Origin of the sequence: Reyranella sp., from assembly GCF_965279465.1 — a bacterium.
Taxonomy (GTDB): domain Bacteria; phylum Pseudomonadota; class Alphaproteobacteria; order Reyranellales; family Reyranellaceae; genus Reyranella.
Map to the genome: position 1 here is coordinate 7,363,050 of NZ_OZ257242.1, position 24,340 is coordinate 7,387,389.

General features: G+C 65.9%; 26 protein-coding genes. 16 read left to right on the forward strand and 10 right to left on the reverse strand.

Annotation, left to right across the window (positions count from 1 at the left end):
• Window positions 1–33 precede the first annotated feature (33 nt).
• A complete protein-coding gene (locus tag ACQY8M_RS35895; protein WP_428666855.1) occupies window positions 34–2,148 on the reverse strand; it encodes a molybdopterin cofactor-binding domain-containing protein in 2,115 nt (704 codons plus the stop codon).
• Window positions 2,145–2,603, reverse strand: coding sequence for a (2Fe-2S)-binding protein (locus ACQY8M_RS35900; RefSeq protein ID WP_428666857.1), 459 nt, complete (start codon window positions 2,601–2,603; stop codon window positions 2,145–2,147). The genes ACQY8M_RS35895 and ACQY8M_RS35900 overlap by 4 nt, the downstream gene beginning before the upstream one ends.
• Before the next feature lie 76 nt (window positions 2,604–2,679).
• Here ACQY8M_RS35900 and ACQY8M_RS35905 point away from each other — a divergent pair, with 76 nt between their 5' ends.
• Window positions 2,680–3,126, forward strand: coding sequence for a nuclear transport factor 2 family protein (locus ACQY8M_RS35905; RefSeq protein WP_428666859.1), 447 nt, complete (start codon window positions 2,680–2,682; stop codon window positions 3,124–3,126).
• Window positions 3,127–3,311: 185 nt separating this feature from the next.
• Here ACQY8M_RS35905 and ACQY8M_RS35910 read toward each other — a convergent pair whose 3' ends face one another.
• On the reverse strand, window positions 3,312–4,058 hold the full coding sequence (locus tag ACQY8M_RS35910; protein WP_428666862.1) for a class II aldolase/adducin family protein: 747 nt from the start codon (window positions 4,056–4,058) through the stop codon (window positions 3,312–3,314).
• A 91-nt stretch (window positions 4,059–4,149) separates the two neighbouring features.
• Here ACQY8M_RS35910 and ACQY8M_RS35915 point away from each other — a divergent pair, with 91 nt between their 5' ends.
• Window positions 4,150–5,295, forward strand: coding sequence for a hypothetical protein (locus ACQY8M_RS35915; RefSeq protein ID WP_428666865.1), 1,146 nt, complete (start codon window positions 4,150–4,152; stop codon window positions 5,293–5,295).
• 71 nt (window positions 5,296–5,366) lie between these two features.
• On the opposite strand, the gene ACQY8M_RS35920 is transcribed toward ACQY8M_RS35915, so the two are convergent.
• Window positions 5,367–5,702, reverse strand: coding sequence for a hypothetical protein (locus tag ACQY8M_RS35920; protein WP_428666867.1), 336 nt, complete (start codon window positions 5,700–5,702; stop codon window positions 5,367–5,369).
• Window positions 5,703–6,037: 335 nt separating this feature from the next.
• Between ACQY8M_RS35920 and ACQY8M_RS35925 the strand changes: the two genes are divergently transcribed.
• A complete protein-coding gene (locus ACQY8M_RS35925; RefSeq protein WP_428666870.1) occupies window positions 6,038–6,418 on the forward strand; it encodes a hypothetical protein in 381 nt (126 codons plus the stop codon).
• A 19-nt stretch (window positions 6,419–6,437) separates the two neighbouring features.
• On the opposite strand, the gene ACQY8M_RS35930 is transcribed toward ACQY8M_RS35925, so the two are convergent.
• The gene (locus tag ACQY8M_RS35930; protein WP_428666873.1) at window positions 6,438–7,469 is read right to left on the reverse strand and encodes a DNA topoisomerase IB; all 1,032 of its coding nucleotides are present in this window, start codon (window positions 7,467–7,469) and stop codon (window positions 6,438–6,440) included.
• A gap of 76 nt (window positions 7,470–7,545) precedes the next feature.
• Here ACQY8M_RS35930 and ACQY8M_RS35935 point away from each other — a divergent pair, with 76 nt between their 5' ends.
• From ACQY8M_RS35935 to ACQY8M_RS35945, 3 genes are read left to right on the forward strand one after another with little or no spacing between them, the layout of a single operon-like run.
• Window positions 7,546–9,054, forward strand: a complete 1,509-nt coding sequence (locus ACQY8M_RS35935) for a glucan biosynthesis protein (protein WP_428666876.1) — start codon at window positions 7,546–7,548, stop codon at window positions 9,052–9,054.
• 9 nt (window positions 9,055–9,063) lie between these two features.
• Window positions 9,064–10,836, forward strand: a complete 1,773-nt coding sequence (gene mdoH, locus ACQY8M_RS35940; RefSeq protein ID WP_428666879.1) for a glucans biosynthesis glucosyltransferase MdoH — start codon at window positions 9,064–9,066, stop codon at window positions 10,834–10,836.
• A gap of 52 nt (window positions 10,837–10,888) precedes the next feature.
• Window positions 10,889–11,263, forward strand: coding sequence for a hypothetical protein (locus tag ACQY8M_RS35945; protein ID WP_428666882.1), 375 nt, complete (start codon window positions 10,889–10,891; stop codon window positions 11,261–11,263).
• Here the strand turns inward: ACQY8M_RS35945 and ACQY8M_RS35950 are convergent.
• Window positions 11,241–11,672: a GNAT family N-acetyltransferase gene (locus ACQY8M_RS35950; RefSeq protein ID WP_428666885.1), complete on the reverse strand. Its 432-nt coding sequence runs from the start codon at window positions 11,670–11,672 to the stop codon at window positions 11,241–11,243. The genes ACQY8M_RS35945 and ACQY8M_RS35950 overlap by 23 nt on opposite strands.
• A gap of 154 nt (window positions 11,673–11,826) precedes the next feature.
• On the opposite strand from ACQY8M_RS35950, the gene selD reads away from it, so the two are divergent.
• The 9 genes from selD (at window position 11,827) to ACQY8M_RS35995 (ending at window position 20,305) form a co-directional block, all read left to right on the forward strand.
• Window positions 11,827–12,873 (forward strand): selenide, water dikinase SelD, encoded by a 1,047-nt coding sequence (selD, locus tag ACQY8M_RS35955; protein ID WP_428666888.1) that lies wholly within the window; start codon window positions 11,827–11,829, stop codon window positions 12,871–12,873.
• Window positions 12,874–13,186: 313 nt separating this feature from the next.
• The gene (locus tag ACQY8M_RS35960; RefSeq protein WP_428666891.1) at window positions 13,187–13,519 is read left to right on the forward strand and encodes a hypothetical protein; all 333 of its coding nucleotides are present in this window, start codon (window positions 13,187–13,189) and stop codon (window positions 13,517–13,519) included.
• Window positions 13,520–13,628: 109 nt separating this feature from the next.
• Window positions 13,629–14,135 carry a GNAT family N-acetyltransferase gene (locus ACQY8M_RS35965; protein ID WP_428666894.1) on the forward strand — a complete coding sequence of 169 codons (507 nt, stop codon included), beginning with the start codon at window positions 13,629–13,631 and terminating at the stop codon, window positions 14,133–14,135.
• Between the two features lie 13 nt (window positions 14,136–14,148).
• Window positions 14,149–14,700, forward strand: a complete 552-nt coding sequence (locus ACQY8M_RS35970) for a GNAT family N-acetyltransferase (protein ID WP_428666897.1) — start codon at window positions 14,149–14,151, stop codon at window positions 14,698–14,700.
• 267 nt (window positions 14,701–14,967) lie between these two features.
• The gene (folE, locus tag ACQY8M_RS35975) at window positions 14,968–15,552 is read left to right on the forward strand and encodes a GTP cyclohydrolase I (protein WP_428666900.1); all 585 of its coding nucleotides are present in this window, start codon (window positions 14,968–14,970) and stop codon (window positions 15,550–15,552) included.
• Window positions 15,549–16,079, forward strand: a complete 531-nt coding sequence (locus ACQY8M_RS35980; RefSeq protein WP_428666903.1) for a 6-pyruvoyl trahydropterin synthase family protein — start codon at window positions 15,549–15,551, stop codon at window positions 16,077–16,079. Before folE ends, ACQY8M_RS35980 begins: the two co-directional genes overlap by 4 nt.
• 132 nt (window positions 16,080–16,211) lie before the next feature.
• Window positions 16,212–16,703 carry a molybdopterin-dependent oxidoreductase gene (locus tag ACQY8M_RS35985; RefSeq protein WP_428675584.1) on the forward strand — a complete coding sequence of 164 codons (492 nt, stop codon included), beginning with the start codon at window positions 16,212–16,214 and terminating at the stop codon, window positions 16,701–16,703.
• A 32-nt stretch (window positions 16,704–16,735) separates the two neighbouring features.
• A complete protein-coding gene (locus ACQY8M_RS35990) occupies window positions 16,736–19,477 on the forward strand; it encodes an ATP-binding protein (protein WP_428666906.1) in 2,742 nt (913 codons plus the stop codon).
• Window positions 19,478–19,597: 120 nt separating this feature from the next.
• Entirely contained in the window at window positions 19,598–20,305 is a 708-nt protein-coding gene (locus ACQY8M_RS35995) for a response regulator (protein WP_428666909.1), read from the forward strand.
• Window positions 20,306–20,329: 24 nt separating this feature from the next.
• Here ACQY8M_RS35995 and ACQY8M_RS36000 read toward each other — a convergent pair whose 3' ends face one another.
• On the reverse strand, window positions 20,330–20,908 hold the full coding sequence (locus tag ACQY8M_RS36000; RefSeq protein ID WP_428666912.1) for a VOC family protein: 579 nt from the start codon (window positions 20,906–20,908) through the stop codon (window positions 20,330–20,332).
• Window positions 20,909–20,959: 51 nt separating this feature from the next.
• On the opposite strand from ACQY8M_RS36000, the gene ACQY8M_RS36005 reads away from it, so the two are divergent.
• The gene (locus tag ACQY8M_RS36005) at window positions 20,960–21,286 is read left to right on the forward strand and encodes an NIPSNAP family protein (protein ID WP_428666914.1); all 327 of its coding nucleotides are present in this window, start codon (window positions 20,960–20,962) and stop codon (window positions 21,284–21,286) included.
• Window position 21,287: 1 nt separating this feature from the next.
• Here ACQY8M_RS36005 and ACQY8M_RS36010 read toward each other — a convergent pair whose 3' ends face one another.
• From ACQY8M_RS36010 to ACQY8M_RS36020, 3 genes are all read right to left on the reverse strand, one after another.
• A complete protein-coding gene (locus tag ACQY8M_RS36010) occupies window positions 21,288–22,133 on the reverse strand; it encodes an LLM class F420-dependent oxidoreductase (RefSeq protein WP_428666917.1) in 846 nt (281 codons plus the stop codon).
• A gap of 72 nt (window positions 22,134–22,205) precedes the next feature.
• Window positions 22,206–23,810, reverse strand: a complete 1,605-nt coding sequence (locus ACQY8M_RS36015; RefSeq protein ID WP_428666920.1) for a GMC family oxidoreductase — start codon at window positions 23,808–23,810, stop codon at window positions 22,206–22,208.
• Window position 23,811: 1 nt separating this feature from the next.
• Window positions 23,812–24,288 carry a hypothetical protein gene (locus tag ACQY8M_RS36020; protein WP_428666923.1) on the reverse strand — a complete coding sequence of 159 codons (477 nt, stop codon included), beginning with the start codon at window positions 24,286–24,288 and terminating at the stop codon, window positions 23,812–23,814.
• Window positions 24,289–24,340 lie beyond the last annotated feature (52 nt).

Below are 24,340 nucleotides of genomic sequence, written 5' to 3' on the forward strand. Positions count from 1 at the left end.
AGCAGGATGCTCGCGGTCCGGAAGACGTGAAACTTATGCCAGTGCTTTCAGTATCCGCTCGCGGGTAAGCGGCATGTCGTGGATGCGGACGCCGAGTGCGTGCGCCACGGCGTTGCCGACCGCCGCCGCGGTCGGCCCGCAGGAGCATTCGCCCAGTCCGAGCGACGGATTGCCGGCGCCGTCGACCAGCTCGGCCTCGATCTCGGGCACCTCGCTGAAACGCAGGATCGGATAACCGTCCCAATCGAGCGAGGCGATTCCGTGGTCGTCGAAACGCACCTGCTCCTTCAGCGTCCAGCTCAGCGCCTGGATCACGCCGCCCTCGAGCTGGTTGCGGCCGCCGTCGGGATTGACCACGACTCCGGCATCCGCCACGCACCAGACCCGATCGACCCTCACGATCTCGTCGACCGTGACGGACGCCGCGACAGCGCAATAGGCCGCGGTATTCTTGTAGCGCGCGAAGGCCATGCCCAACCCCTTGCCCGAACCGGCCGGCCCGCGCGCCGTCCAGCCCGCCATCTCGGCCACCCGCTCGATCAACCGCCGCGCCCGCGGCTCGGACATTATCGAGAGACGATAGGCGACCGGATCCATGCCGGCCCGCTCGGCCAGCTCGTCCATCAGCATCTCGATCGCGTAGACGTTGGGCAGCGCGCCCAGGCCGCGCAGCGCCGAGGTCCGCACTGGCCCGCGCTGCACGAGATGGTGCAGGATTCGATGTGACGGCACGTCGTACAGCGGCACCGCGTTGCGCGTGCCGCCGCCGCCGCGCGCTTCCGTCGGATCGGTCGGCTTCACCTCCGGCGGCGGATTGGGCAGGGCCTCCGTCGCCAGCAGGAATCCGCTGCCACTGCCCGGCCGCTGCACGTGGGTGGCGCTCCAGATTTCGGTCGTCCAGTCGGCCGGTCGGCCCTTGTCGTCGAGGTCGACATGCAGGGTGACCAGCATCGCGGGACCCACGGGCTCGAAGCCGAACTCCTCCTCGCGCCGCCATTGCACGCGGATTGTGCGCCCCGGCAGGCGCATCGCCACCAGAGCCGCGTCGAGCGCGGCATCGTCGGCGCCGTTGTGGCCGTAGCAGCCCGGCCCATGCAGGTGCCTGGTGGTGATCGCCGACAGCGGCAGGTCGAGCACGGGGGCGAGGTTCTTCTGCAGCGGCGCCATGCCCTGGCCGTGCGACCACACGGTGAGATGGCCGTCCTTGAACTCGGCCAGCGCGCATGACGGCCCCATCGAGGCGTGCGCGATGTAGGGGCGCGACACCGTGATCTGCACCGGATTGCGCGGCGGCTCGGTGCGCGGCGGCACGCCGATGTGGCGATCCTCGGCGGCCTGCCCCTTCAGCCATGCCGCTTCCTCATGCGCCGGCGTGAGACGCCGCAGTCCTTGCCAGCTTGTGTGGCCGGGAGCGGCGGCCGCCGCTGCCTGCGCCACGCTCTCGACCGGACTGACGAAGGCGACGAAGTTGGCCTCCCGCACGATCTGCAGCTCGCCCTTCGCGGCGCGCCGGATGGCGGCCTCGTCGAGCGCTACGAGCGTCGCGCCGGGATTGGGCTGCCGGAGCAGGCGCGCATGCAGCACGCCGGCCGGCAGCACGTCGTGAACGTAGGCGGGCTGCCCCGTCACCTTGGCCGGCAGGTCGAGCCGCGGGATCGACCGGCCGACCACCTTGTACTCGCCGTGCGGCTTGGGCCGCGTCGTACCGCTGACGTCCTTCGACAGGTCGATCTCGCCGGCGATGCTCCAGTAGTCCTGCCCGGTTGCTGCACCGTTCCGCCGGAACTCGCCGTCGACGACGGTGAGATCGGCGGGGCTGCAATTCAGCCGGAGCGCCGCGCGATCGAGGGCCTTCGCCCGCACCTCAGCGCAGACCAGCCGGATCGAGCTGCCCGACATTTGAATGGAGAGAGACGAGGTCGTGTACATCTCGTCCGGCCCCTCGTCGCTGTCGCCCGACAGCATGACGACCTTGTCGAGCGGCACGTCGAGCTCGTCGGCAGCGATCTGCCCGAGCGCGGTCACGACGCCCTGCCCGATCTCGACCTTGCCCGTGGCGATGCGCACGGTGCGGTCGGCATTGAAACGGATCCAGCGGTCGAGCCGCGGATTGTCGACCAGGCTGGTCGGCAGCACGGGCACGCTCATGCCGCCCTCCCGGCCCGCTCGACGGCCCGGATGATGCGCTGATGCGCACCGCACCGGCACAGATGCTTGTCGAGCGCAGTCACGATCTCGGCGCGCGTTGGTGCCGGCGTGCGATCGAGCAGCGCCTTGGCCGACATGATGATCCCCGAGAGGCAGTAGCCGCACTGGCCGGCCTGCTCGTCGAGGAAAGCCTGCTGCAAGGGATGAGGTTTCTCCGGCGTGCCGAGACTTTCGATCGTCGTCACCGTGCGTCCGGCAAGGGTGCCGGCCTCGCGCGTGCAGGCATAGGTGGGCTGGCCGTCGACCAGAACCATGCAGGCACCGCACTGCTCGAGGCCGCAGCCGTAGCGCGTGCCCATCAGCCCGAGATGATTGCGCAGCACCTCGAGCAGCGTGGTCGTGTCCGGCACGTCCACGTTTCGGGCACTTCCATTCACAGTGAGTGCGATTGCCAATGACTCCTCCCCTGCCGATGCCCGCAGTGATAGCATTCGCGTCCATCCCACGCAGTTGGGAAGAACGGAGGAAACAATGACCATCTCTCGCCGACAGGTCTCCGCGTTAGCGTTCCTCGCCCTGGGTGCAACCACCGCGTCCGCTCTTGCCGAAACCAATGATGCCGCCGCGGTCGCCGAAGCGGTCACCGCGCTCAGGAATGCGATGCTGGCAGCCGACAAGGCCAAGCTCGAATCGCTGGTCTCCGACCAGCTGAGCTATGGCCATTCCGCCGGCAAGCTCGAGAACAAGAAGGAGTTCGTCGAGGTCATTGCGACCAAGAAGACGGTCTACAAGTCGATCGAGCTCTCCAATCAGACCGTCGCAGTCGCCGGCAACAACGCCATCGTGCGTCATGCCTGGGAAAGCGAGAGCGGCACGGGCGACGGCAAGTGGAACGTCTCCAAGATCGGCGTGATGCAGGTCTGGCAGAAGGAGCCGAGTGGCTGGAAGCTGCTCGCGCGACAGGCTTTCAAAGTCTAAGCGCCTGAGCGCTTAGAGCGGTCCCGTGGGGCTAGGCGCGCTCCGTCGCGCCGGTCGGCGTGCCGGGATGAGTGCACCGGAAACCCCGGAAAGACTTCGCGGGGTTTCCGGGGGACTGCTGGCGCGCGAAGCAGTCCAGCCCCCGCGCAAGCCTCTACGCCTCGGAATGCCAGATGCGCCGCACGCTACGTGGCATAGTCCGGTGCAATCCGGTCGAGCTTGCGGCGCAGCGCGTTCCATGGGCGCTGGCCCTTCGGGCTCTGGGCGGCGAAGCCGTCGAACTGGGCGGCCGTGTGCTCCGACACCTCGGGCGGCGGCAGCGTGATCTTCTGGCCGCCTTGCGTCGCAGCGACCTGGATGCGACACGCCTGCTCCAAATAGTACATATAGTAGAACGCTTCGCCGACCGTGCGACCGCATGTCAGCAGGCCGTGATGCTTCAAGATCATCGCCTTCCTGTCGCCGAGGTCGCGCACCAACCGCTCGCGCTCGTCGAGATCGACCGCGACACCTTCATAGTCGTGATAGGCAACACGGCCGTAGAATTCCATCGACATCTGGTTGAGTGGCAACAGCCCCTGCTCCTGCGCCGCCACCGCCATGCCTGCCGTCGTATGCGTGTGCATCACGCAGTGAGCGTCGTCGCGGCTCATATGAACGGCCGAGTGGATGGTGAAGCCCGCATTATTGATCTTGGATTCCTCCTCCGACTCGATGGCATGGCCGTCGGGATCGACCGCGACCAGGCTCGATGCCGTGATCTCGTCGAACAGGTAGCCGTAGGGATTGAGCAGGAAGCGATGGCCCTCGCCGGGGATGCGCATCGACAGATGGGTGAAGATCAGGTCGTCCATGCCGAAATGGGCGATCAGGCGATAGGCGGCAGCGAGGTCGCAGCGCGCCTCCCATTCTTGCGGATCGACATTACGCATCGGAGCACCCCCTCTTGGGCCAATGCAGGCATCATGCCACTGTGGCGCGATGCTGCGCCAGACCGTTGCCGTCCTTCTCGCGGGGTTCTCCATGGTGACCTTACCGGCGCAGGCCGATCCGCTCGACCGTGACCGGCTTATGGCCGACATCGCACGCTACGAGTCCTTCGGCGTCCATCGCTACGGCTCGCCGGGCGCCGCGGCGGCACTCGACTGGATCGCGGCCGAGCTCGCGGCGGCAGGGCTCGCGGTCACCGAGCAGCGCTTCACCATCGATCGTCAGTATGTCTTCGAGCGCGGCACGCTCGAGGTCGAGGGCCGGAAGCTCGATATCCTGCCGCAATGGTGGATTCCCGAGGATCGGGCAAGCGTCGAGCTCACCGCGCCGATCGCGCCCGAGGGATTGCTGCGGCTCAGCCTGCCCTACGACCGCGGCGCCTACCTCAACGAGGGCCATCGCGCCAGGCTTGCCGAGGCTTTCGCTCGAAAGCCGGCAGCAGTGCTGCTCGACATCGGTCATCCGAGCGGCGAGATCTTCACCTACAACGTCGATCAGGCGGCCCCTTCCTGGCCTGTGCCGGTGCTGCTGGTTGCTTCCAGGGACGTGCCGCATCTGCGGCCGGGGGCGATGGCCACCATCTCTCTGCGCGGCGCCTATCGGCGCGGGGTCGACGGCCGCAACATCGTCGCGCGCCTCGATCGCGGACGCGGCAAATGGCTGGTGGTTTCCACGCCGGTGACCAGCTGGTTCACCAGCACCTGCGAGCGCGGGCCGGGCATCGCCGGCTTCCTCGCCATGGCGCGGCTCGCCAAGAATAACTTCGCCAAGCACGATCTCGCGTTCGTGGCGACCTCAGGCCACGAGATCGGCCATGGCGGCATGGAGCACTTCATGCAGCACGGCGCGCCGCCGCCCGAAATCACGGCGGCGTGGGCGCATTTCGGTTCCTCGCTCGCGTGCCGCGATCCCGTGGTGACGGCGATCAACAGCTCGGTCTCCATGGCGCAGCCGGTCGAGCGTGCCTTCGCGCAGATCGAGGGCATCCGGCTCACCGGCGAGAAAGCCGCGATCGGCGAATTGCGCGACGTGCACGCTGCAAGCTACCGGCATTTTTTCGGCATGGCTGGATCGCACAGGTCCTTCCACACCCCGGCCGACGGACTGGCGGCAGTCGATCCCGACCTGCTGGTGCCGATGGCCAAAGCCTTCGCCGAGACCCTGTCGGCGGTGCGTTAGCGCCGTAAAGGTACGCCCGCCCGGAGTCGTCAGCCTTCATTTTGCATGCAGTGGTCGTCCCGAAGTCGCAATCAGCCGCGATCGGCGGCTCGCACCAGAGCCGGCAGGAGCGCACCGATCAAATGGGAGAGCTCACGCACATGGCGTACTACGGCATGCGGGACCGGACCGACCTCGACAGCGAGAACCGAGAGAGCCTCCCGCACCGATAAGCAAGCCTCCCGCACCACCACGCGCTGGCGATCAAAGGCAGGATCGAGAGAATATGGATGATCGAGGTCCGTGCACCAGCTCGTCAGCGCTGCGTGCAACTGAGCGGGTGAACCCGGCATGTCCGACAGGCGCAAGAACTCCCGCGCCGCCTCATCAATCCGTTCCAGGGCAGTAATGAGGCTGTCGATCTCCATGGCCCTGTTCGCGCGTCTGCTTGCGGCGCGCCTCCTCGGTTCGTTGATCCTGACGAACCCAACGCGCGTGACAATCCCGCGTTGCTCTCCTGCTGAACCGGAAGCTTCGGCTTGCGTCTCACCGCGGCAGCCGTTGCGGCGTCCAGCCGCTGCACCGACAGCGCGCGCCGACTAGGATTGCATGGTGCCAGGCGCGATGCACCGTGGGAACAAAGACCCTCCCAGGAGAAGGACTAACCACGCAATAATCACATTCCCCGCGTTAACGTGCGCCGCGCGGAGGATTTCCTTATGAGTCTCCGCGATCGCCTGAAGACAGTCCCAAGGAAGACGCGATGCCGGTTCACTGGACGATCTCCCATTCCGCGCGACTCGTCGTTGCGGTCACCAAGGACGAAGTGAAGGTCGAGGACATCGAGCAGTACTTCGCCGGCGTGACGGCGGAAGGCGCCATGGCCTATCGCAAGATCTTCGAGATCACCGCGACGCCGATGGCGCTGAGCGAGCAAAATCTGCGAGCGCTCGGCCAGCGCGTCATGCTCTATGCGCAACATGGCCAGATCGGCCCGCTGGCCCTCGTCGCCAGCTCGGACGAGAGCTACGCCCAGGCCCAGGCGTTCGCCGATGCCGCCAAGGCACGCCGGCCCCTGCGGATATTCCGGGAACTGCACGCCGCCCGCCGCTGGCTGGACGAGCAGGACGCAGTGCCGGGCTAGCCTCCTTGCGGAGCGCGCGCTAGGCCGAGTGGCGCGCCACGATGCGGGCCAGCACGTTGGCCTTCTTGGCTGCCGACCGCGACAGCTTGCCCAAGCGCGCGAGCGCACCCTCCTCGAATGCCGTGACCACGGCTTCGTGCACGTAGCTCTTGCGGCAGACGGTGGGCGTGTTGGTCAATTCGTCGGCCACCGCCACCACCGCCGTGCGCAACTGCGAACGGCGGCCGCGTTCAGTGTTTGCGGGCTCGGTTGCGGCCAGCGCCTCGAGGACACTGGACGAGGCGACGAGTGTGCGGAAATCCTTCAGCGAAATGCGCCGCCCGGCGATACCGCAGAGATAGGCGTTCACATCGCCCGCCCGCACCGTGTGCAGCACACCTTCCGCGTCCTGGTACTGAAACAGGCGCCGGCCGGGGAGGAGCATCAGCGCTTTCATCGCGGCGCACAGGCGCGCGTCACGCACTTCCTTCGACACCGGCTTGCCGCCCTTGGCCTTGAACTGCAGCATCACGACGCCGTCGGCGACCTTCACGTTCGACTTCAGCAGGGTGGTGGCGCCGCGTGTGCCGCGCTCGCGGGCATAGGCCTCGCCGCCGGCGCGGATCGCCGTCAGGGCGACGAGGCGGACGACGGCGGCCAGCACGAAGCTCGCATCGACCGCCTCGGCATGCAGTGCCTTGGCGATGGCGCGCTCGATATCGGGCAGCGACCGCGCGAGGCTGGCCAATCGCCGGGCCTTCAGCGCCTCACGCACCTCGGTCCATTTGGGATGGTAGCGATATTGCAAGCGGCCGGCGGCATCGGTTCCGACGGCCTGCAGATGCGCCGAGGCATCGGCGGCGAAGCGCACCTCGGCATAGGCCGGCGGCACAGCCAGCGCCTTCAGCCGGGCGATATCGGCGCGGTTGCGCAACACGGCGCCCGACGCGAGGCGAAAGATGAAACCCGTGCCGCAACGCTGCCGGCGAACCGTCAGTGCCTCCGGCCCCACGATCGTCAGGCCCTTGTCGCGGGCGAGAGTCTCGATGAATTTTGCTTGCGACTTGATCATGTGAGTTCAGGCAACGTTGCCGCAGTGTCGCCGTTCCGCTGCAACTCGATGGCACGATCTTTCGTTGTGGCCGAGCATGACCTCAATACGATGCCGCGCGCCGTTCCTCGCCCTCGCTCTCCTCCTCGGCCTTCCGGGAGCGATTGCCGCCGCACAGCCAGTGTCGTTCGACTTCGCTTCGGTCGAAGCCCAGGCACAAAAGCTTGCCAGCGAACCCTATCGCGACGTGCCGTCCGTCGAAGGCGACATGCGCAAGCTGAGCTACGACAAATACCGGGCGCTGCGCACGAAGCCGGATACCGCCTTGTGGCGCGAGACCAAGGGACTGTTCCGCGTCGAATTCTTCCCGGCAGGTTTCATCTACGAGAAGCCCGTGTCGGTCGGCATCGTCGAGGACGGCAACGTCACGCCGGTCATCGTCGGCAGCGGCCAGTTCGACTTCAGCGACACGGGCCTGAAGGAGCCGCCCAAGGATATCGCGCTGGCGGGTTTCAAGATCACCTATCCGATCAACCGGCCGGACAAGTTCGACGAGGTGATCTCCTTTCTCGGCGCCAGCTATTTCCGGCCGATCGGGCGGAACCAGGATTACGGCAGCTCGGCGCGCGGCCTTGCCGTCGACACGGCTACTGGCCGGCCGGAGGAATTCCCGACTTTCCGCTCGTTCTGGCTCGTGAAGCCGGCCGACGACTCCAACGAGCTCGTCGTCTGGGCACTGCTCGACTCGCCCGCCGCAGCCGGTGCCTTCGCCTTCACCGTCCGCCCGGGAGGGCGCACGGTCGTGGAGACCAAGGCCGTTCTCTTCATCCGCCATGACGTGGGCCTGCTCGCGTTTGCGCCACTGACCTCGATGTTCTTCGCCGGCAAGGCCTCGCCGCCGCGCGACGACTACCGGCCGGAAATCCACGACGCCGACGGCCTTTTCATGCTGACCGGCAAGGGCGAGCGCATCTGGCGGCCTCTCGCCAATCCGTCGGCGCTCAGCGTCTCGTCCTTCGGCGACACCAATCCCCGCGGCTTCGGCCTTCTGCAGCGGGAGCGCGCGTTCGCCCAATATCAGGACAGCAGCGCCCGCCTCGAGGCGCGGCCGAGCCTGTGGGTCGAGCCCGAGGGAGATTGGGGCGACGGCGAAGTGCGGTTGGTCGAGATCCCGACCCAGTCCGAAACCAACGACAACATCGTCGCCTTCTGGGTCTCGCGCTGGCCGGCCAAGCAGGGCAGCCGGCACGAATATGGCTACCGCCTGTCCGCGTTGACCGACGAGGCCGCGCTCTCACCGCTCGCGCGTGTCGCGGCGACCCGCTCCGGTGCGATCCCGAACAATGCCAGGGCGCGACGGGTCGTAGTCGAATTCACCGGAGGCGATCTCTCGACGCTGCAGCCGGAACAACCTGTCGAAGCCAACGTTTCCCTGTCCAGTGGCAAGCTGCTGCGGAGTTATGTCGAGGCTCTGCCGTCGCAACGGAGCTGGCGCCTCTTCATCGACTTCGAGCCCGACGGAAAGAAGCCGGTCGATATGCGCGCCACCCTCACCCTCCGCGGCCTCCCGCTCACGGAAGCATTCGCCACCGTCCATAGACCCTGAGCAATCCGAATGAGCGACGCCACCCCCTGGAGTCTCGACAGGTACGCGGGCAATGCCGGCTGGCGACGCGTGCTGCTGGCCGTCCTCGTCGTCGCGACGGCAGCGATCGGCGCCTTCCTGATGTGGAAGGTGCTGGCGGGCAACGGAGTCAATGTCGCGGAGTTGGCCTTCCTCGCGGTCTTCGTGCTGGTGTTTGCCTGGATCGCGATTTCCTTTTGGAGCGGCTTCTTCGGATTCCTGCTCGGCGTGCTGCGCCTGCACCCGGTGACCTTGCGCCGCGGAAGCCCGGCCGACGGCGCGGTTCCGACGCTACGCGAACGCACGGCGATCCTTGTCCCGGTCTACAATGAAGACCCGACCGACGTCTGCGCCCGGCTCGAGGCGAACTACCGCTCGCTTGAGGCGACGGGCCGGCTCGACTCGTTTCACTTCTACATGCTGAGCGACACGACCAACCCCGAGATCGCCCGGGAGGAAGCGCTTGCCTGGTCGAGCCTGCGGGAGCGGCTGCAGGCAGGGGAGCGCCTGTTCTATCGCCGGCGCGAGGCCAATGTCGGCAAGAAGGCCGGCAACATCGCCGAATGGATCGAGACACGCGGTGCCGATTACGCACACATGATCATCCTCGATGCCGACAGCACCATGGACGGCAACACCGTCGTGCGGCTGGCGGCCCTCATGGAAGCCAACCCGCAGACGGGCATCATCCAGACCCACATCGTGCCGGCCGGCCGCGAGACCCTGTTCGCGCGCGCCCTCCAGTTCTCGACGCGCATGACGGGAGCGGTGCTCGCGATGGGAACGAGCTTCTGGCAGATGAGCGAAGCCAACTACTACGGCCATAATGCGATCCTGCGCGTGTCGGCTTTCGCCGCCTGTTGCCGCCTGCCCGTCTTGTCGGGCCCCCCGCCGCTTGGCGGTGAGATCCTGAGCCATGACTTCGTCGAGGCGGCCTATCTGCGCCGCGGCGGCTGGCATTGCTGGATGCTGCCCGAGCTGCGCGGCAGCTACGAGGAAGTGCCGACCAACCTGCTCGATTACGCCGTGCGCGACCGGCGATGGGTGCAGGGCAACCTCCAGCATGCGCGCCTGATCGGCGAGCGCGGCTTGCACGCCATGAGCCGGCTGCACCTCGGCATGGGCATCTTCGCCTATCTTGCCTCGCCGCTGTGGCTGCTGATGCTGCTCCTGAGCAGCAGCCTGGTGGTCGATCACACGCTGACCGGCGATGTCTATTTCGGCGCCACGCGCAGCCTCTTCCCGATCTGGCCGCAGGTGCGCTGGCCGGAGATCCACGGGCTGCTCGCCGTGACGGGCGTGCTGCTGTTCGGCCCAAAGCTGCTGGCGCTGGCGCTGAGGCTCTGGTCGACACGCAATGCGCGCCGCTTCGGCGGCCGGGCCAGCCTGATCCTGAGCTTCCTGGGCGAGATCGCGCTCACCACTCTGCTCGCTCCAGTGATGATGCTGTTCCACACCAGCTTCGTGATCCGCATCCTGGCCGGCAACGCGGTGGGCTGGCCGGCCCAGCCGCGCGGCGATCGGGGAATGCCTTGGAAGGTGGCGTTGCGGCGCCACATCCTGCACGCCTTGCTGGGCGTCGCCGCCATGGTCGTTCTCGGATTCCTGACGCCTTCCTACCTTCCCTGGATCCTGCCGGTCGTCGCCGGCCTGATCCTTTCCATCCCGATTGCCGTGTTGACCAGCCGTCGGAACGTCGGCGTCGCGGCCCGCCGTGCCGGCGTATTCGTCACGCCCGAGGAGGGGCGCTCAACGAAAACGTGAAGGGCTGCCACATGAAGTTGCGCAATTCTTCCGTTCTTCAGACGGGAGCGAGATGACGCGTGCTCCGATCCAGAAGGCCGAGCTCGACTGGGTTTTCGCCGTCGGCAAGCCCGCGCCGTTCAAGAAGGATCGACCGACCAGGGAGTTGGGTGGCGATTTCGACATCTTCGGCGACGGCGGCTCGGTCATCCTGGCGACGCCCGGCCATCGGTCGCTGCTCGTGAACCTGAAGAAGACCGGCTACGGCGTGCTGAGCGGCAATCCGGCGCACTTCAAGAACAATTGGGACAACGACCGCGTACCGTCGATGAACACCAGTGCCGAACAGACGCACGCTTTGCATGCCGAGGTCATGCTGACCAGAGTCGGCCAGAAGCACTCCCCGGACTTCTACGACGGAGCGGTCAGCGATCCCAGCGCTTGCTGAGAAATGTCCGCACGTTGCCTGGCGGATAGTCGGGAATCTCGCCGAAGACGGTGTAGCCGCATCGTTCGTACAACGCGCGTGCCCGCGGGCTGAAGGTCTCGAGCCACCCGCCGATGCAGCTGCGGCGCTTGGCTTCCTGCTCGGCCCGATCGAGCAGCTCGCGCCCCAATCCACGGCCGCGCAACGACTCTGGCACGTACAGCAGCTCGACGAACAGCCACTGGAATCCCGTTCTCGCCCACATGCCACCGACCACGGCACCATCGGTGGATGTCAGCAGGAGCGCAAGTGGCGTGATCTGCGGGTCCCCGAGCAAGCGCCGATTGAAATCAATCAGGCCGGCCGAGATGACGTCACGCGCTTCCTGCGGCGGATTGTCCGTCAAGTCGATGCGAGGATCGTCGATCATGCCATTTTATTTTCTGCTGCGCGCCAACTATAGTCCCGAATAGGATGATGTACGCTAGTGCAGACCGCCGTTCGTCCTCGAGCGGGACGCATGCTAGGCTGGCCCGAGTTCGAGACGCGCCAGCGCCGCTCAGGCATTCGTGGAGGACGAAGCAATGAACACCCACACCGTTCGGCTGACCAGCCTCGCCCATGGCGGCGGCTGCGGTTGCAAGCTCGCCCCATCGGTGCTGCAGCAGCTTCTCGCCGACCAGCCTGCCGCGGCGGTCTACAAGCAGCTCCTCGTCGGCACCGAGACGTCGGACGATGCCGCGGTATGGCAGGTCGACGACAATACCTGCGTGATCGCCACCACCGACTTCTTCATGCCGATGGTTGACGATCCCTACGACTTCGGGCGCATCGCCGCGACCAACGCCATCTCCGACGTCTATGCGATGGGCGGCAAGCCGATCATGGCGCTCGCCATCCTCGGCATGCCGGTCGACAAGATCCCGGTCGAGATGGTGCGCGAGATCCTCAAGGGCGGCGCGGCGGTCTGCGGCACGGCCGGCATTCCGGTCGCCGGTGGCCATTCGATCGATTGCCCGGAACCGGTATACGGGCTTGCCGTGATCGGCACCTGCCATCCGAGCCAGGTCCGACGCAACTCGGAGGCCAAGCCTGGCGACGTGCTGATCCTGACCAAGCCGGTCGGCGTCGGCATCTATTCCGCCGCGATCAAGAAAAGTGCCCTGCCGCCCGCCGCCTACCAGGAGATGATCGAGACGACGACGACCCTCAACCGGATCGGCGCCGAGCTCGGCAAGGACGAAGGCGTGCATGCCGTGACCGACGTCACGGGCTTCGGGGTGCTGGGACACGCGCTCGAGCTGGCACGGGGGTCCGGGCTGTCCGTCGTGTTGCAGGCCGGTGACGTTCCGCTGCTGCACGAGGCGGCCATGCTCGCCGAGAACGGCTTCGTGACCGGCGCGTCGCATCGCAACTGGGCGAGCTACGGCCATGACGTGGTCCTGCCGGCGGATATGCCGGAATGGAAGCGCCACCTTCTGTCCGATCCGCAGACCTCAGGCGGCTTGCTGGTGTCCTGCGCCGAGGAGCGCGCCGGGTCCATCCTGCAGGCGATCAAGGCTGGAGGTTTCCCCGGGGCGCGGATTATCGGCAAGACCGAAGCCGGCAGACCATCCGTCAAGGTCGTCTGAAGCCAAAGGCCCGTTCGCGCCGACACAACACGAGCCTGACATCCTGTGCGCAGCACACGGCGCGGTCCCGAAATAAATCTGTCGCGACGATACGGACGATACAAGTTACGCGCGCGAACGATATCGGCGCAAAACAAGCAGTCGATACGAAATATCCATGGGCCCAAAATGCTCATATTTATTGGGGGAGGGCGTGGGAGCTTTTTCCCCAATAGGTTCGAATAGGGGCGGATCTATCCTATCCATCGGTCGGACTTTCTCGATTCATTCCCATTAAGGGGCTTGGGTAGTGACCGGAGAAGTTATTCAGCTGGTGGCCTTCAAAAGGGGCCGACTCTACCGCCAGCAGGACGTGCCGCGCGGGCCGGCGCCGGGCACGCGCAGTACGAGCATTGTTGAATTTCGGGTGGAACGGATCGCTCGGCTCCTGACCGAGCTCGAAGAGCTGACGCGCCTGCCCAGGAAAGTTCCGCCGGCAACCCTGGACCAGGCGCGCGCGGGCCTCGAGAAGGCACGCCGGATCGTCCGGCCGTGGACCGCCGTCGACCGGCAGCCGCTGGGCGACGATCCCGAGGGGGATCCGCAGCCCGAACTCGACGACGAGCGCATCGAGCGGATGTATCGCGAACTCAATCAGGACGGGTGAGGCGGGCATGACCCCGTCCGTAAGAAGCCACCAGCCCTTCGTGACGATCAAGCTCGCCTCGACATCCGACGAACTCCTGCAGTGCTATGCGCTCAGGGCTGCGGTATTCATGGGCGAGCAGCAATGTCCATACCGGGAAGAGTTCGACGGCAACGACTACAGCGCCAGCCACCTCATGCTGTATGTCGACGGCGAACCGGCGGCGTCGATGCGGGTGCGCTGGTTTGCGGGCTTCGCCAAGCTCGAGCGGGCGATCATCCTGAAGCGCTACCGGTCGATGGGCCTGTTCGTGCCGTTCGTGGAATGGGCCAAGAGCTTTGCTGCGCAAAAGGGATATCCCAAGGCCTATCTGCACGGCCAAAAGCGGTTATGGGAAATCTTCGAGCGTCAGGGCTTCCAAAAGGTCAACGAGGAGCCGTTCCATTTCTCGGATCATGAGTACGGGGCGTTCGCCGCCGACCTGGACATCGCGGGGGATGCGCCGTCGGTGCTGACCGACCCGATGGTGCTGAACCGCCCGGAGGACCAGTTCGACCGGCCAGGCATCCTCGAAAAGTCGATGGAGCGAGGCGCGACCAATCCTCATGCGGGTTGGACCGAGCGCCGGATGAACTGAAGGGGAAGCGGTGATGGAAACCACGCCCTGCTCGATCGACGGCGAGCTCGTGACCGCCAGGCTTGCCGGGCGGATGGAAGACACCATGCAAGCCTTTGCCGTCCGCGCAGCATGTTTCATCGGCGAGCAGGATGTCCCCTACTCGGAAGAGTTCGACGGTCAGGACTTCGGCGCTACCCACCTGGTGGCATATCTCGGCAGCGAGCCGGTGGGCGCTCTGCGAATCCGCTGGTTCCAGTCGTTCGCCATGCCCGAGCGACTGGCGGTGATGCAGCGGTTCCGTGGACATCAGGTCGGGCGGCTCCTGCTCGAACGCGCCCGCACCCTGGCCGAGAGCCGGGGATGCAAAATCCTTTACACGCGTTTATCGCCGGGGCAGGCGACTTATTTTGAGAAGCAGGGTTGGCGGCGGCTCGACGACGGGCGAGTGCCCGGCGCCCGCCCGACGGTGGCGCTGGTCCGCCCGGTCGATCCGGCCAACCAAAGTGCCGAAATTGCTGACACGGATGCCATTGCCCTATCTACCCAGTACCGGCTAGACATGCCGGCAGGCGCCGTCGCGTAGTGAGAACGGGTTACCTCCGTTTCCAAACATAACCATATTGCGCTGCGCCTGAAGCGACCCTTGGACCTAGCAGCATGACACATCGAAATGGTAAATTGCGCTGGAGGTCATTGCCCACGGCCACATTGGACCACGGCGTTGCCTCAAAGGTCGCGAGCAGCGGCTTAAGCGCGAGGAAAATCCATGGATATTTTTGATACTCTGTATCTGGGTACGCCATCGAACCAGGCCTTGGACACGCCGCTAAGCCCGGAACAGAGAAAATCCATGATCGACGCGGCAGCTCACAAGCTTCGCGAGCTCCTGGATATCCTGCACATCGACCATCGCAGCGACCCCAACACCAGGGACACGCCGAACCGCGTCGCCCGCATGTACGTCAACGAGCTGCTGGCCGGGCGCTTCTCCGCACCGCCACGGCTCACCGAATTCGACAGCATCGAGACCTCGGGCGACCTGATGGTTACCGGCCCGATTGAGCTGCGCTCGACCTGCGCCCACCACCTGATGCCGATCTTCGGCTCGGCCACCATCGGCGTCATTGCCGCCGACGGCCGGATCATCGGCCTCTCCAAGTACGACCGGGTAGTCCATCACTTCGCCCGCCGCTTCCAGGTGCAGGAAGAGCTCACCCGGCAGATCGGCGACTATCTGATGGAGCGGACCGCGCCGCGCGGGCTCGCCGTGCGGGTCCGCGCCGTGCACATGTGCAAGACACACCGGGGCGTGCTCGCATCTCAGAATTCACAGATGATCAGCAGTGCCTACTATGGCCTACTCAAGGACGACGAGCGGCTCAAGGCCGAGTTCCTCGAGGAATGTCGAAACCTCGAACGGAGGACGCACTCATGACCGTCCTGTTCGACAAGATGCAGCTCACCCCCGTGTCGCAGCCGTCGCGCGCCGGTATCGTGTATCGCTCGACCAAGACCTACGATCACAACGAGGGTCTGTCCTGCTGCTTCCGCCAATGGCGGGCCAGCCATTCGCATTGCCAGCAGGTCCACGGCTATGCCCTCGCCTTCCGTTTCGTGTTCGCCACACATACGCTCGACGAGAACAACTGGTGCCTCGACTTCGGCGGCCTCAAGGAAGTGCGCGCCTGGCTGCACGAGGTCTTCGATCACACCGTGCTGGTGGCCGCCGATGATCCGCAGCTCGCCGAGTTCGAGCGCATGGCGGGTCTCGGACTGATGAACCTGCGAATCCTGCCGGCGGTGGGATGCGAGGAGACCGCCCGTTTCGTGCACATGCATGTCGGAAAGATGGTGAAGGCCGAGACCGACGGTCGTGTCTGGGTGGAGTCCGTGGAGGTGAGCGAGCACGGCGGGAACTCGGCCATCTACCAGGAACACTGGAACTCAGAGCCCTCGATCTGAGGTCGCAGGCCCAGGCACGAGAGAAACGGCGGCACCGGATAGGGCCGCAGCAACGCAAGACGCCTTGTCGAATTAGGGGAGAACACGATGCAATTGACCTTCACGCGGCGCGGGTTCGTCAGAGTCGCAGCCATGACGGCGACAGCAGCGGCCGGCTTCGGCGGCGCGACACAGGCGCTGGCAGCTCCGCTGGCCAAGCCCGAAGGCAAGGTGGTGCTGTCCATCTCGGGCCTGATCAGCAACACAAACAACGGCGACAAGGCGGAATTCGACATGCCGATGCTGGAGGGGCTCGGCACCGTCTCCTGGACCACCAAGACGCCCTGGTACAAGGATACGGTAACCTTCAGCGGCGTCCCGATGGCCAAGCTGCTCGAGGTGGTCGGCGCCAAAGGGACCAGCCTGACCGTCACGGCGCTGAACGACTATGCCACCGACATCCCGGTCGAAGACTTCAAGACCCATCCCGTGATGCTGGCGACCAAGCGCGACGGCAACTACATGCCGGTCCGCGACAAGGGCCCCCTCTTCATCGTCTACAATTACGATTCGAACGCCGAGCTGCAGCACCAGCGCTTCTACAGTCGGTCGGTGTGGCAAGTCGCCCGCATGGTCGTGAAGTAACTTTCCTGCAGGGGCGGGCGGGAAGCGACGCAATGTGGAAGGTACTGGCTGCCGGACTTGGCCGGTTCTCCAACGTCAAAAGGCTGCTGCTCGCACTCGCGCTGGGCTTCCTCGCCGTCGCGGTGATCGCCAACTCGGTGCTGATCGTCAACCGGCAGGAGGCACTCGGCCGCGTCTCGCGCTACAACCTGACCTGGCTGCTGAGCCAGGCGGCGCACGAGGTGCTGCGGCTGGAAGAGACGATCTCGGCCTCCGCCCTGCCCGGCAACCACGTCGATGCCGATGCGGTGGCACTCAGGCTAGACGTCCTGGTCAATCGTCTCGTCCTGTTGCGCACCGGCGAGGCTGCCGACTTCATCGCCGAACGGCCCGATCTCAAGCGCAACGTCGAGGAGCTCGAGGCGACGCTCGCCACGGTCGACAAGATGATCGCCGGGTTGCCCAACCCCGACACCGTCATGAAGATCCGAAGCCTGCTCGAGCCGCAGGTGCCGCGAATGCTGCAGCTCGCCGCGGCCGCCAACGTGCGGAGCGGCGATATCGTGGCGCAGGACCAGCATGATCTCAGCTTCCAGCATTGGCTGCTGACCGGCCTGCTGGCAACCGCGGGTGTGCTGATCGTGGTGCTGCTCTATCGCTTTGCCTCGGCCCAGCAGAGATCCAAGGTCGACCTCGAGCACGAGATCCTCGAGCGCACCGCCGAGCTGCGCGAATCGCTCGACTACCAGACCGCGATCTCCGACGTGCTGAAGGCCATCAGCCGCTCGACCTTCGACCTCGCGCCCGTCCTGCAGGTCGTCCTCGACACCGCAACCCGGCTGTGCCGGGCGCAGATGGCCGGCATCTACCAATTCCAGGACGGTACCTTCCGCTGGATGGCCGGCAGCGGCGCGGACGGGCCGGCGCAAAAGGACCTGCTGTCCACCATGGCGCCCACCGCGCCGGCGTGGGACGAGCTCGTCGCCCGTGTTGCGGGCGGCGCACGCACGGTCTCCGTCGCCAACGCTTCGGCGGAAGGGACTCAAGGCGACATCGCGGGCATGCGGCGGCTCGGCACGATGCTCGGCCTGCCGATGACCCGCGACGGCCAGCTGATCGGCGTGCTGGCGCTGGCGCGCGAGAGCGTCGAGCCCTTCTCGGCCAAGCAGATCGAGCTCGCGACGGTATTCGCCGACCAGGCTGCCATCGCGATCGAGAACGTGCGCCTGATCAACGAGATCCGCGAAAAGGGCTGGCAGCTCGAGCGGGCGCTGCAGCACAAGTCGCAATTCCTCGCCACCATGAGCCACGAGCTGCGAACGCCGATGAACGGTGTGCTAGGCATGATCGACGTGCTCGAGGCTGAAGGTCCGGGCAAGGACCAGACGCATACGTTGAACATGATGCGCGAGTCGGCCCAGGTGCTGTTGCGCAACATCAACGACCTGCTCGACTACTCGCGCATCGAGGCCGGCGCGCTCAGGCTCGAAGAGCTGCCTTTCGTGCTCAAGGATTTGATCGATGGCGCGGTCGAGGTGTTCAAACCCCAGGCGACGCGCAAGGGCCTGTCGCTGGTCGGCATCGTCGCCTCGAGCCCGGCCGACGCCTTCGTCGGCGATCCGACAAGGGTGCGCCAGATCATCTTCAACCTGCTGTCCAACGCGCTGAAGTTCACCGACCGCGGCGGCGTCATGCTGCGCGCCAGCGCCGAGCCGATCGATGGCGGCATGGCACGGGTCGTGCTGGCGGTGACCGACACCGGCATCGGCATCTCGAGCGAGCAGCAGCAGCGCCTGTTCAAGCCGTTCTCCCAGGTCGACAGCTCGATCACCCGCCGCTTCGGCGGCAGCGGCCTCGGCCTGTCGATCGTCAAGCAGCTTGCCGAGCTGATGCAGGGCGACGTGACCGTCAGCAGCCTGCCGGGCTCGGGCGCGACCTTCATCGTGACACTGAAGCTGAAGCCGACCGTAATCGAGAATGTCGCGCCCGTCCCAGCCAAGCTGGCGGTGGCCGCGAGCGTGCCGGCATCGGCCCGCGCCCAACGTCGCGCCCTCGTCGTCGACGACAATCCGATCAATTGCGAGGTGATGCTGCGTCAGCTCAAGGTGCTCGGCATCCCCGCCGATTCGGCGGCCGATGGCTTTGCCGGATTCAGCACCTGGCGAGGCGGCGGCTACGACATCGTCTTTGCCGACGTGCACATGCCGCTGATGGACGGCTTCACCATGACCGGCGAGATCCGCGCCATCGAGACGGCCGAGAGCCGCAAGCGCACGCCGATCGTCGCCGTGACGGCCGACGCGATGGCCGGCGAGGAAGAACGCTGCAAGGCGGCCGGCATGGACGACTATCTCGCCAAGCCGGTCGGCCTGGATGGCCTGCGAGAGGTCCTGAAGCGCTGGCTGCCCGACAAGAAGGAGATTTCCGTGCCCGCTTCGAGCTCCCCCAAGGCCGCCAGCAATGACGACACCCCGGCAATCGATCCGAGCGTCCTCGACCCCTGGGTGGAGAACGACGACGCCGCGCGGCGCAGCATCCTGCGGCGGTTCAGCGAGACGGTGGACGCCTCATCGCACGACATCGAGCAGGCAATGGCCTGCGGCGATCTCGCGACGCTGCAATCGGCGGCTCATCGCCTTCGCAGCGGCGCGCTGGCCGTCGGCGCACGTCTGCTGAGCAGCACGGCGGCCGCCCTGGAAACGGCAGCCAAGACTGGCGACCGGGTCGCCTGCGAAGGCGAGTTCGGCCAGCTCGTGGTCGAGATGGACCGGGTGAAGGGTCAGATCGAGGCCTGAGCCGGTCGTATCTCCACTCGCGAAACGGTTCGCAGCCGCCGAGCAAGCTTGGCTCCGGCTTTGAAATCCTCTAGCATTTTGACGTTGGGCCTTTCCCGCCCTGACTAGAATTGTGACGGAATGGACTGGCGCCCACACATCGTCGTTGTCGAAGATGAAGCTGCGGGCCGCCAATTGCTGATCGGTTACCTCAGCAAGCGCGGTTACCGCGTGACCGGTTTTGCCTCCGGCGTCGGCCTGAGGAGGCTGGTCGAACGGGAAATCCCCAATCTCGTTCTGCTTGATATAGGCCTGCCCGGCGAGGACGGCCTCGCGCTGGCCCGCTGGCTGCGCGAGAAGAGCAGCAAGATCTGCATCATCATGGTGACGGCGGCGGGCGAGACGGTCGACAGGATTGTCGGCCTCGAGTCGGGCGCGGACGACTACATTCCTAAGCCCTTCGAGCCGCGCGAACTGCTGGCGCGCATCAAGAGCGTGCTGCGCCGCACCGGCGAGGCGCCGGCAGCCGCGCCGACCAAGCGCATCCGCATGGGCCGGCGCATCCTCGACCTGGAGCGGCACATCCTGATCGAGGCCGACGGCAGTGAGGAGACGCTGTCGGCCAGCGAGTTCGACCTGCTGAAGCTGTTCGCCGACAACCCGAACCGGCCGCTCGAGCGGAACTGGATGCTGGAGCGGATCGGCCATCGCGAGATGGCGGCCTTCGACCGCGCCATCGACCTGCGCATCAACCGCATCCGCCGCAAGGTCGAGGTCGACCCCGAGCATCCCACGGCGATCCGCACCGTCTGGGGCGTCGGCTACATGTTCGTCCCGCCGCAGGATTAACCAAGCTTTTCTCTTGCAGGGAGATTACGCGGTGATCGCTCCGCGGATCGGCGACACGGGCAGGTCGGCCTGCCGACGCAGGAAGGCCGAACCCGGCGTTCCCGACCGCATCTTGGCCAGGATCTCCTCCGGATCGTATTCGACGCCGATCGGATTGGCGGCGAAGCCGGGGCCATGCATGAAGGCATTAGCCTCGTCGACCGAGGTCAAAGCGTCGACCTGCAGCTCCATCTGGTTGCCGTCCGGATCGGCGTAATACATCGACATCGTCACGCCATGGTGAATGCACCAGTAGGGCAGAATGCCCTTGTCCTTGAGCTGGGCGTAGTTCTCGATCAGGTCGTCGACCGAGTCGTAAGTGTAGGCGACATGGTCGACCCCGATCAGCCCGCGCCGGTCGCCCTCGCTCGCCGGCGGTCCGACCGCCGCCATGTTGATCAGCGCCACCCGGTGATGCTCGTCGTCATAGGTCAGGAAGGCGAGCGCGGGATTCTGGTACTGCACCTTGCAATCGAACACGGCCTGGTACCAGGCGATCATCTCGTCGAAGCGGCGCGTGCGATAGACCACATGGACGAAGCGCGAGGGACGGATGCGTGACATGGCGGAAATTCCTGTTCAGTGTTGGTCGTCAATCCACTGGGGAGGCCTTCGATGGCACTTTACGAGCTCAGGACTTATACGCTGTACGTCGGAAAGATGGCTGAAGCGACGCGGCTTTACCAGCAGCTCGGCTTTCCCGCGCTGGCCAAGGGCGGCCACGACAAGAAGCTGATCGGCTACTTCCAAGGCGACACCGGCACGATCAACCAGCTCGTCCATCTCTGGAAGTTCGACGACGATGCCGACCGCCGGGCGCATTGGGCGGCGGTCTTCGCCAATACCGACTTCACCGAAGGCTTCGCCTCCAAGTTCCGACCACTGGTCATGACCCAGGAAGTGAAGCTGCTGAACGCAGCCCCGTGGGGTCCGCACCCCTAGATCAAGCCATCTCGCGCATCAGGGCGGCGCCCTTGTCGAGGAGGGGGAGGACTTTCTCCCGGGCCTCGGGCGGAATGCCGAAGACGATACGGTCGACGCCGGCTTCTGCGGCGCGCTTGAGCGCCTCCCTGTCCATGCCGACGCCGAACAACGTGACCGGCACGTCGGATTCAGGCCGCCCGGCCGCCTTCAGCATCTCGCGGAAGGGCGGCAGCATCGCCAGCGTGTCGCCGCCGCGGCCACCGATCGGCATCCAGCCGTTGGCATAGGCGATGGCGCGGCGCGCGCCGTGCGGGAAGCCGCCGCCGACGATGATCGGCGGATGCGGCTTCTGCACCGGCTTGGGCCATTGCATCATCTCGTCGAACTTGACGAGCTCGCCGGAATATTTCGGCTTCGAGCGCGCCCAGATCTCCTTCATCGCCTCGATCCGCTCGCGCATCAGCTTGAAGCGCGTGGCGAACGCCGTGCCGTGGTCGGCCATCTCCTCCTCGTTCCAGCCGCCGCCGATGCCGAACAAGAGCCGGCCGTTCGACAGCCGGTCGACGGTCGAGACTTCCTTGGCGGTATGGATGGGATCGCGCTGGACCACGAGACAGACGCCGGTGCCGAGCTTGATGGTCTTGGTGACGACCGCTGCGGCAGCCATGGCGAGAAACGGATCGTAGGTGTCGTAGTACCACTTCGGCAACTCGGGGCCGCCGGGCCACGGCGACTTGCGGCTGGTCGGGATGTGGCTGTGCTCCGGGAACCAGACCGATTCGAAGCCGCGCGCCTCGGCCTCGATGGCGAGCTCGTGCGGCGGGATCGCGTAGTCCGTCGAAAACATCGTGATGCCGAATTTCATGCCCGTCCTCCCCTTCGCTTTAATTCCTCCCTGCGTGGATCGCGGGGAGGAACATGACTCGAGCTTAGCCGACTAATCGAACAAGGTCGCCAACCGCTGCTTCATCTGGTCGGCGATGTAGAGCGCAACCGCCTGGATCGTGGAGGTCGGGTTTACGCCACCGCCCGTCACGAAGACGCTGCCGTCGACGATGAACAGGTTCTTCACGTCGTGGCAGCGGCCCCACTCGTTCACCACCGAGCGCTCCGGGTCGACGCCCATGCGCGCCGTGCCCAGCAGGTGGCCGGGATAATTCAATACCGTGCGCGAGCAGTGAATCCGGGTCGCACCGGCGGCGGCCAGGATCTCCTCGGCCCGGGCGATGCCGTGCTCCATCATGCGATGCGTGTTCTCGCTGATCGTGTAGTCGATCCTGGGCGCGGGAATGCCGTTACTGTCTTTCAGCGCTGGATCGAGGGTGACGCGGTTATGCTCTTCCGGCAGGTCGTCGCAGGCCACGCCGATCCCCACCCGATGGTCGAGCAGCTCGCGATAGGCGCCGTGATGGCCGCGTCCCCACGGTAGCATGCCGGCGGCGGCACCCATGAACGCCTGGCTGGCCGGGCCGGTGCCACGATTGAACTGCAACGTGTAGCCCCGCACGAAGCCGCGCGAGGTATCGGTCTCGTAGAACTGCTTGCTCCACAGCGAGGTGATCGGGCCGCGGCCGCCATCGAGCTTTTCCTCGACATAACCCGAGATCATCGGCCAGGGGTGCAGCATCAGGTTCTTGCCGACGAGGCCGGAGGAGTTGGCGAGCCCGTTCGGGAAGCGCGCCGACGTCGAGTTCAGCAGCAGGCGCGGCGTGCCGACGCCGTTGCAGGCCAGAATAACGACTTCGGCCGGCTGGAACTGCTCGCACCCGTCGGCATCGTAGTAGATCGCGCCCGACGCCATGCCGTTTTCAGCGGTGGTGATCTCGCGCACCCGGCAGCGCGTGCGCAGCTCGACGCCGGCGCGGATCGCGAGCGGCCAGTAGGTGATGTCGGTGCTGGCCTTGGCGCCTTGCGCGCAGCCCGGTGTGCAATGACCGAGGTTGATGCAACGCGCCCGGCCTTCGTAGTCGGTGGTGGCGATGCTGGTGTCGGACGGCCACCAGTGCCAGCCGAGCTTGTTCATCGCCTTGGCATAGCGCGCGCCGGTCTTGCCGAGCGGGATCGGCGGCATCGGCGGATGGCGTGGCGGTACGCCCGGGTCTCCGGGCAGGCCGGAGCTGCCCATCATGCGGTCATTCTCCTCGTAGAACCGCTCGAGCGCCCAGTAGTCGATCGGCCAGTCGTCTGCGACGCCGTCGAGCGACTTCACCTTGAAGTCCGACGGATGCATGCGCGGCCAGTGCGCCGTGTAGATCACCGTACCGCCGCCGACGCCGTTGAAGTTGGCGACTTTCATGATCGAGTTGTCGTCATTGACCGGATAGTCGGTGTCGCGGCCGCGCTGGTTCGGGCTGATGGCGAAATCTGTGTGGCGCCGGGCTTCCCAGTCGCGGCCGTTGCTGGGGAAGTCGGTCGGCTTCATCCAGTCGCCCTGCTCCAGGCAGAGGATGCGCATCTTCGTGTCGGCCAGGCTCCAGGCCGTCGCGGCGCCCGAGGCGCCGGAACCGATGATCAGGACATCGACCTTCTCGTTGCCGGCCATCTCAGCGATCTCCCTCGGCAGCGACGCGGTCGTCGCGCCAGAATTTCGCCCGACGCTTCACCGGATCGAGCAGCGACCAGTCGCCCTGCTCCACCTCGTAGCCCTTCGGGAACGGAGCACGGGCCTCGTGCCCGATGGCGAGCAGGACACGGTCGTCGCGGTAGTAGCCGCCCAGGATCACCCGCCCGAGGGTCGCGGCCGGCGCGCCGCCATCGGCGTGATAACCATTGAGCAGGGCTTCGCGTGCGTCCTGGTCCATGCCGGCGAAGGAGCCGCCGGACTTTCTGCCGATCGCCGCCACGGCCTCGCGAACCAGCGGAAGATCGCGTCCCACCGATCTGACGATGTCGGCCAGGATGGCCGGATCGTCGGCGCCGGGCATGCCGAGGGCAGGGTCTGCCGGGATCATCGCCCCGGCAATCTCGCGCAAGGCGCTTATTTCGTCTTCGGTCAGTCCGGGTGCGGCGGCGTTGCCCATGAGAGCCTTGCTTGGATGGGTGGGAACCTGCAGTCGGTCTATACGCGGCTTC

Coding starts and splice junctions, on each gene's coding strand:
- ACQY8M_RS35895 (WP_428666855.1), bottom strand. CDS start 2,148: ATGAGCGTGCCCGTGCTGCCGACCAGCCTGGTCGACAATCCGCGGCTC.
- ACQY8M_RS35905 (WP_428666859.1), top strand. CDS start 2,680: ATGACCATCTCTCGCCGACAGGTCTCCGCGTTAGCGTTCCTCGCCCTG.
- ACQY8M_RS35910 (WP_428666862.1), bottom strand. CDS start 4,058: ATGCGTAATGTCGATCCGCAAGAATGGGAGGCGCGCTGCGACCTCGCT.
- ACQY8M_RS35915 (WP_428666865.1), top strand. CDS start 4,150: ATGGTGACCTTACCGGCGCAGGCCGATCCGCTCGACCGTGACCGGCTT.
- ACQY8M_RS35920 (WP_428666867.1), bottom strand. CDS start 5,702: ATGGAGATCGACAGCCTCATTACTGCCCTGGAACGGATTGATGAGGCG.
- ACQY8M_RS35925 (WP_428666870.1), top strand. CDS start 6,038: ATGCCGGTTCACTGGACGATCTCCCATTCCGCGCGACTCGTCGTTGCG.
- ACQY8M_RS35930 (WP_428666873.1), bottom strand. CDS start 7,469: ATGATCAAGTCGCAAGCAAAATTCATCGAGACTCTCGCCCGCGACAAG.
- ACQY8M_RS35935 (WP_428666876.1), top strand. CDS start 7,546: ATGACCTCAATACGATGCCGCGCGCCGTTCCTCGCCCTCGCTCTCCTC.
- mdoH (WP_428666879.1), top strand. CDS start 9,064: ATGAGCGACGCCACCCCCTGGAGTCTCGACAGGTACGCGGGCAATGCC.
- ACQY8M_RS35945 (WP_428666882.1), top strand. CDS start 10,889: ATGACGCGTGCTCCGATCCAGAAGGCCGAGCTCGACTGGGTTTTCGCC.
- ACQY8M_RS35950 (WP_428666885.1), bottom strand. CDS start 11,672: ATGATCGACGATCCTCGCATCGACTTGACGGACAATCCGCCGCAGGAA.
- selD (WP_428666888.1), top strand. CDS start 11,827: ATGAACACCCACACCGTTCGGCTGACCAGCCTCGCCCATGGCGGCGGC.
- ACQY8M_RS35965 (WP_428666894.1), top strand. CDS start 13,629: ATGGGCGAGCAGCAATGTCCATACCGGGAAGAGTTCGACGGCAACGAC.
- ACQY8M_RS35970 (WP_428666897.1), top strand. CDS start 14,149: ATGGAAACCACGCCCTGCTCGATCGACGGCGAGCTCGTGACCGCCAGG.
- folE (WP_428666900.1), top strand. CDS start 14,968: ATGATCGACGCGGCAGCTCACAAGCTTCGCGAGCTCCTGGATATCCTG.
- ACQY8M_RS35980 (WP_428666903.1), top strand. CDS start 15,549: ATGACCGTCCTGTTCGACAAGATGCAGCTCACCCCCGTGTCGCAGCCG.
- ACQY8M_RS35985 (WP_428675584.1), top strand. CDS start 16,212: ATGACGGCGACAGCAGCGGCCGGCTTCGGCGGCGCGACACAGGCGCTG.
- ACQY8M_RS35990 (WP_428666906.1), top strand. CDS start 16,736: ATGTGGAAGGTACTGGCTGCCGGACTTGGCCGGTTCTCCAACGTCAAA.
- ACQY8M_RS35995 (WP_428666909.1), top strand. CDS start 19,598: ATGGACTGGCGCCCACACATCGTCGTTGTCGAAGATGAAGCTGCGGGC.
- ACQY8M_RS36000 (WP_428666912.1), bottom strand. CDS start 20,908: ATGTCACGCATCCGTCCCTCGCGCTTCGTCCATGTGGTCTATCGCACG.
- ACQY8M_RS36005 (WP_428666914.1), top strand. CDS start 20,960: ATGGCACTTTACGAGCTCAGGACTTATACGCTGTACGTCGGAAAGATG.
- ACQY8M_RS36010 (WP_428666917.1), bottom strand. CDS start 22,133: ATGAAATTCGGCATCACGATGTTTTCGACGGACTACGCGATCCCGCCG.
- ACQY8M_RS36015 (WP_428666920.1), bottom strand. CDS start 23,810: ATGGCCGGCAACGAGAAGGTCGATGTCCTGATCATCGGTTCCGGCGCC.
- ACQY8M_RS36020 (WP_428666923.1), bottom strand. CDS start 24,288: ATGGGCAACGCCGCCGCACCCGGACTGACCGAAGACGAAATAAGCGCC.